7 protein-coding genes and 1 tRNA gene are annotated in these 5,616 nt (G+C 31.7%); 3 read left to right on the top strand and 5 right to left on the bottom strand.

Going from position 1 to position 5,616, the window contains the following annotated elements:
* From ABI549_RS13290 to ABI549_RS13275, 4 genes are all read right to left on the bottom strand, one after another.
* On the bottom strand, positions 1-436 hold a 436-nt coding region (locus ABI549_RS13290; protein WP_348076944.1), incomplete at its 3' end, for a beta-ketoacyl synthase N-terminal-like domain-containing protein.
* Positions 437-532: 96 nt separating this feature from the next.
* A complete protein-coding gene (gene bioA, locus ABI549_RS13285) occupies positions 533-1,804 on the bottom strand; it encodes an adenosylmethionine--8-amino-7-oxononanoate transaminase (protein WP_348076943.1) in 1,272 nt (423 codons plus the stop codon).
* Between the two features lie 80 nt (positions 1,805-1,884).
* Positions 1,885-2,502, bottom strand: a complete 618-nt coding sequence (bioD, locus tag ABI549_RS13280; RefSeq protein ID WP_348076942.1) for a dethiobiotin synthase — start codon at positions 2,500-2,502, stop codon at positions 1,885-1,887.
* A 9-nt stretch (positions 2,503-2,511) separates the two neighbouring features.
* Positions 2,512-3,657 carry a pyridoxal phosphate-dependent aminotransferase family protein gene (locus tag ABI549_RS13275; protein WP_348076941.1) on the bottom strand — a complete coding sequence of 382 codons (1,146 nt, stop codon included), beginning with the start codon at positions 3,655-3,657 and terminating at the stop codon, positions 2,512-2,514.
* A gap of 119 nt (positions 3,658-3,776) precedes the next feature.
* On the opposite strand from ABI549_RS13275, the gene ABI549_RS13270 reads away from it, so the two are divergent.
* Positions 3,777-4,280, top strand: a complete 504-nt coding sequence (locus ABI549_RS13270) for a DUF2975 domain-containing protein (RefSeq protein ID WP_348076940.1) — start codon at positions 3,777-3,779, stop codon at positions 4,278-4,280.
* Positions 4,281-4,283: 3 nt separating this feature from the next.
* A complete protein-coding gene (locus tag ABI549_RS13265; protein WP_348076939.1) occupies positions 4,284-4,502 on the top strand; it encodes a helix-turn-helix transcriptional regulator in 219 nt (72 codons plus the stop codon).
* 254 nt (positions 4,503-4,756) lie between these two features.
* On the opposite strand, the gene ABI549_RS13260 is transcribed toward ABI549_RS13265, so the two are convergent.
* Positions 4,757-4,829, bottom strand: a tRNA-Phe gene (locus tag ABI549_RS13260).
* Between the two features lie 100 nt (positions 4,830-4,929).
* On the opposite strand from ABI549_RS13260, the gene ABI549_RS13255 reads away from it, so the two are divergent.
* On the top strand, positions 4,930-5,616 hold a 687-nt coding region (locus ABI549_RS13255), incomplete at its 3' end, for a type III pantothenate kinase (RefSeq protein ID WP_348076938.1).

The raw sequence follows: 5,616 nt of genomic DNA, 5'->3' as shown, positions 1-5,616 counted from the left end.
TTTTTAGGTCATGAGCAATCCAAGAGGAAATATTACCCAAGGTTGTGGTTGGTGAAGCAAGTGTTCCTGTTTTTCCAGTTTCTAAAAATTCTTGATGGTGTTTTTCGAATAATTCGGTGGCACCACGTGAAGAACCGATATTGATTCCAAAAATATCGTTTACTGTCCAACCCGCATTTTTTACCGCCTGACGAGAAGCTAAAATGGCGTATAAAACGGAATTATCTAACGATTTGTATTTATTGTCTGATGCTTTTAGTTCTTCTACTAACTCTTGTAATTTTTCAGAAATAGAAGCTACTGGAATCGTTTGATTGCCGATTTGTTTTTCGGAAATCAATGACGTTTCTTTCAAGTATTCTGACCAAATTAATTCGGGTTGATTACCTAATGGTGAAAATGAAGAAAGGGCAGTTATGGCTATTTTTTTATTCAAAACACGATTTTTTTAGCCCTGATAGCAGTGAAAATCCTTTTCCTTTTTTCTTTAAAAAGGAAAAGATTGCAACGTATAGCAGGAACAGCTACAAATTTAAACTATTTCTAACGCTTCTTCGATAGTTTGATATACTTTTTGCAATTGTTCGTTTGTAATAATATAGGGTGGCAAAATATAAATTATACTTCCTACTGGGCGCATAATTACTCCTTTTTCGATAAAAAAATTATAGAGTTTGTTGCGAAGGTTTCCGTAATAAGATTCTTGATTATCGGTTTTTATTTCTAAGGCAAAAATTACCCCAAGAACTCGTGTTGTTTTTACTTTCTCATGCGTTTTAATATTTTCTTGAAATTGTAAATGTTGGTTGTTTACTCTTTTAATATTTTCTTGCATTTCATCGGATTTCAGCAATTGAATACTTGCCAAAGCTGCTGCACAACCTGTTGGATTTGCAGTAAATGTATGTCCGTGAAACAAGGCTTTATTTACATCATCATCATAAAAACCATCGAAAATTTCCTGCGTAAATGTCGTAATCGCCATAGGAATTGTCCCTCCCGTAAGTGCTTTAGACAAACACATCATGTCGGGTTTTTCTTCTAGATAATCGCAAGCGAATGTTTTTCCTGTTTTTCCAAAACCGGTCATGACTTCATCGGCAATGGTAAAAACTTGGTTGTTTTTGCAAAAATTAATCAGTTTATCCAATTCCGAAGCTTGATACATAACCATTCCTGCAGCCCCTTGAACTAATGGTTCGAAAATAAAAGCGGCGCAATCATATTCTTTTATGACTTGTGCCAAAGCGTCTAAACTTGCTTTTTCATTACCAATAGTTGGGACAGGAATTCTAATCACTTGAATTAATGATCCTTTGAATGCTTCGGTAAAAAATGAAATTCCGCTCGCCGCCATTGCTCCAAAAGTATCGCCATGAAAAGCATTTTCGAAAGCAATTATCGTGGTTCGCTTTTCGTTTTTATTGTAAAAATATTGCATCGCTACTTTTATAGCAATCTCAACCGCCGTCGAACCATTATCAGAAAAAAAGATTTTCTGTTGGTTATTGGGTAAAATTTCTATTAATTTTTCTGATACTAAAACAGCAGGTTCATGTGTGAATCCTCCGAACAATACATGCTCTAAAGTTGTGAGTTGTTTGTAAATCGCATCGGCAATAAACTGATTTGAATGTCCGTATGGATTAACCCACCAAGATGCAATCGCATCGATGTATTCTTTGTTGTTTTCGTCCCACAACAATGCGCCGCTTCCTTTTTTAATTGCTATTTCGGGTTGCGAAGTTTTGTGTTGCGTATATGGATGCCAATTGTGTTTTTGATCTCTTTCGGATAGTGTCATGATGCAAAGATAAAAGAAGCAAGAAACAAGAAGCAAGACTTTATGAAAAATTTATCTTGTTTCTTGCTTCTTTTATCTATTTAAAGGCTTGCTAAATTTTCTCTAAACATATCAGCATATTCTAAAATTACATTTTTATCGAAATAAGGTTCTTCGTTAATTCTTCCAATGAATTTTATTCCTGTTTTTAACAAAATAATTTCTTCCGTTGCTTTGTTTTCATTTCCATTAAAAATGATTCCAGCAATATTTATTTTTCTGTTTTGTAAAGCTTCAATTGTTAGTAAAGTGTGATTGATACTTCCTAAATAATGGCGAGAAACGACAATGACTTTATAATCTGGTTTTATTAAATCGATAACGCAATCTATATTGTTTAAGGGAACGAAAAGTCCGCCTGCTCCTTCAATTACGAGATGGTTTTTGGCTGAAGGTTCTATAATTTGATTTAAATCTATTGAAATACCGTCAATTTGTGCAGCCAGATGAGGACTTGCAGGCGTATTTAACCGATAACTATTCTCGTTAATTACGGTTTTATTATTGGATATGTAAGATTCGATTTTGTGACTATCGGAATGGTCTAAATCACCTGCTTGAATAGGTTTCCAATAATCAGCTTCTAATGATTCGACTACGATTGATGATGCGATGGTTTTCCCTACGTCGGTTCCAATTCCTGTTATAAATAGTTTCATTTTATAATTTTAAAACACAAAAGTACTCAACAAACGCAATACTTCCGATATTTCTTTTTTAGAATTATAACTATGCAAACAAATGCGCAATCTTTCTTGACCTTCTGGAACTGTAGGCGATAATATGGCTTTTACGTCAAATCCTTTTGCTTGAATTTGTTTGGCTATATTTTTTACGTTTTGATTTCCTGGAATAATTGCCGATTGTATTGCCGATTTGCTTCTAACAAACATTGGCTTTAACCCTAATATTTGCTTTTCTTGGTTAAAATGTATGATATTTTCTCGAAGTGTATCAATTTGTGTTTTGTCATTTTCTAATTGATTATAAGCCACTAAAATTGTAGCAACAGAATGTGGTGACAATCCGGTTGTATAAATAAAACTTCGAGCGAAATTGACCAGATAAGCCTTTAGATCTTGGCTTCCTATAATAGCTGCACCATGACAACCCAATCCTTTTCCGAAAGTCATAATTCTGGCAAAAACTTTATTTTGTAATTTTAATTCTTGTACTAATCCTTGTCCTTGGTTGCCAAAAACTCCTAAAGAATGTGCTTCATCTATCACTAGATTACAGTTGTGTTTTTCGGATAATTGTGTTAGTTCTTCTAAATTCGGACAATCGCCATCCATTGAGAAAACGCTTTCGGTAACGATGTAAATTTCTATTTCTTCCGAATGAAATTTTTGAATAAGTTTTTCTAAATCTTCAAAATCATTGTGATTGAATTTATAAGATTTGGCATTAGATAATTGAATCCCGTCGCGAATAGAAGCGTGACACAGTTCGTCATACAGAATAATATCATTGCGTTGCGCAACTGAACTAAAAAAACCAACATTAGCATCATAACCTGAATTGAAAATTAAAGCAGATTCTGATTGATGAAAATGTGCGATAAAATCTTCTGTAATTGGATATAAATTATGGTTTCCAGAAATAAGTCGTGAACCTGTTGCACCGTTTATTTTAATTTTTTCTCCTAAAAGATAGTCATGTGTTTTATCGAAAATTAGCTCAGAATGAGCAAATCCAAGGTAATCATTGGAAGTAAAATCGATTAAATTATTGGAAACAGGCAATTTTCGTAAAGCATTTACCTGAATTCTCCCTTTTAACTTACTTAATAAAGCTTGCGGAAATTGATTCATGATTCAAAGATAAACAACTTTTTAGTTTTCTTTTTTTATAAAAATTATTGTTTTTCATTTTTTTATTATTGTTTTTCAATAATTTTTATATATTTGCGGAAACAAATTAAACCAATCAAATGAAAAAATTAAATTTACTGAAGACTATAGTTGATTACGTCTGGTTTATGTCACTTATTGTCTATCCACTTATAATAATTGTTGCTATCATGTTCCTTATTGATAAAGACAGTATTGGATTACCTATAAAAATTTCTGGTAATGAAATAGCATTGGACACTTTATATGGTAAAATTGCTTTATTAATAAGCCTTGCAAATTTTGGTATAATCTTGTTTGCTTTATTCAATTTTAGAAAATTAATGTCGAATTTTAAAAATCGATTAATTTTTGAAACCGAAAGCTACTTACTTTTAAACAAAATTGGTCATTTGATTATTTATTCATCATTTATTTATCTTATTTCTGAAATTTTTGCTCGATTTTCTAAAAACATGGTTGCTGTAGAATTTGGTTTTGGACCATTTGTATACCTTTTGGCTTTAGGACTTTTCTTTGTTGTTTTGTCGGAAGTATTCAAAATTGGTAAAAGAATTAAAGAAGAAAATGAATTAACAATATAAGTTATGTCAATAATTGTAAATCTAGATGTGATGCTTGCTAAGCGCAAAATGCGATCGAATGAATTAGCAGATCGAATAGGTATAACAACCGCTAATTTATCGATATTGAAAACCGGAAAAGCTAAGGCTATTCGGTTTTCTACATTGGAGTTAATTTGTGATATATTAGAGTGTCAGCCGGGTGATATTATGGAATATAAAAAAGAACAATTGGAGATATAAATAAAGATTAAATTTATCAATAGTTTACAGTTAAATATCTTCCTTTTTTGTTACGTTACAACATATTTGAAGGTTACATTAGTTTTATTTGGTCTTTTAAGATAGTTGCTGCTATAAATAAATTCAGCTTTTCCTTTTGGACTAAAAATAGTTGTACTTAATTTTGTTTTTCTATAAACTTTTAGGATTTATCTCAAAACACCCTATTAGTGTCCTAGATAAAACAAAAAACCCACTCAATTGAGTGGGTTTTGTGGTACCTCCAGGGATCGAACCAGGGACACATGGATTTTCAGTCCATTGCTCTACCATCTGAGCTAAGGTACCGTCGCTTGTTGCGGGTGCAAATATAGAATGATTTTTCATTTATCCAAAACAAATTTTTAAAAAAATGTATTCGTACCTTTACAAAATCAATTTTATACAAATGGTTCTAATTATAGATGTAGGTAATACAAGAATTAAAAGCGCTGTTTTTGAACAGAATACGCTTGTTAAGGTATTTTTTTTTTCGAATGAGAATTTTAAAATTTCAATAAAAAATATTTTTGAAAGATTTGATAAAATAACCAATTTAGTGGTTTCTTCTGTTGGAAAACTAGAAAAAGAAGTTTTCGAATCGCTTTCAAATCAAGTGAAGATCAATTTTATTTCTCGAGAGAGTAATTTTCCTTTCCATAATAATTACATTTCTCCGAACACATTAGGAATAGATAGAATGGTTCTCTCTGCTGGAGCGGTTTTACAGTTTCCGAAACAGAACAGACTAGTAATTGATGCTGGAACTTGTGTAACTTATGATTTTGTTGATGATAAAGATGTTTATCATGGTGGTGCAATTTCTCCTGGTATTCGTTTGCGATATGAAGTAATGCATAATTATACCGCAAAATTACCTTTGTTAAGTATTGAAGAGCCAGAAAAAATAATTGGAAACTCCACAAATCAATCATTACACTCAGGAGTAATAAACGGGCTAACTTTTGAAATAGATGGTTATATAAACTCTCTAAAAAGCGAAAATGAAAACTTTATCATAATTTTAACTGGTGGAGACGCTAATTTTTTGGCTAAACGATTAAAAAATACCATATTTGCCAATTCAAATTTTCTT

It is taken from the genome of Flavobacterium sp. (assembly GCF_039932285.1).
In the GTDB taxonomy this organism is placed as follows: Bacteria; Bacteroidota; Bacteroidia; order Flavobacteriales; family Flavobacteriaceae; genus Flavobacterium.
Note: the sequence above shows the minus strand (reverse complement) of the source record. Positions and strands in the feature narration are given on the sequence as shown.

Bases quoted from the DNA above. Each gene is read 5' to 3' on its own strand.
- bioA (WP_348076943.1), bottom strand. From the start codon at position 1,804: ATGACACTATCCGAAAGAGATCAAAAACACAATTGGCATCCATATACG.
- bioD (WP_348076942.1), bottom strand. From the start codon at position 2,502: ATGAAACTATTTATAACAGGAATTGGAACCGACGTAGGGAAAACCATC.
- ABI549_RS13275 (WP_348076941.1), bottom strand. From the start codon at position 3,657: ATGAATCAATTTCCGCAAGCTTTATTAAGTAAGTTAAAAGGGAGAATT.
- ABI549_RS13270 (WP_348076940.1), top strand. From the start codon at position 3,777: ATGAAAAAATTAAATTTACTGAAGACTATAGTTGATTACGTCTGGTTT.
- ABI549_RS13265 (WP_348076939.1), top strand. From the start codon at position 4,284: ATGTCAATAATTGTAAATCTAGATGTGATGCTTGCTAAGCGCAAAATG.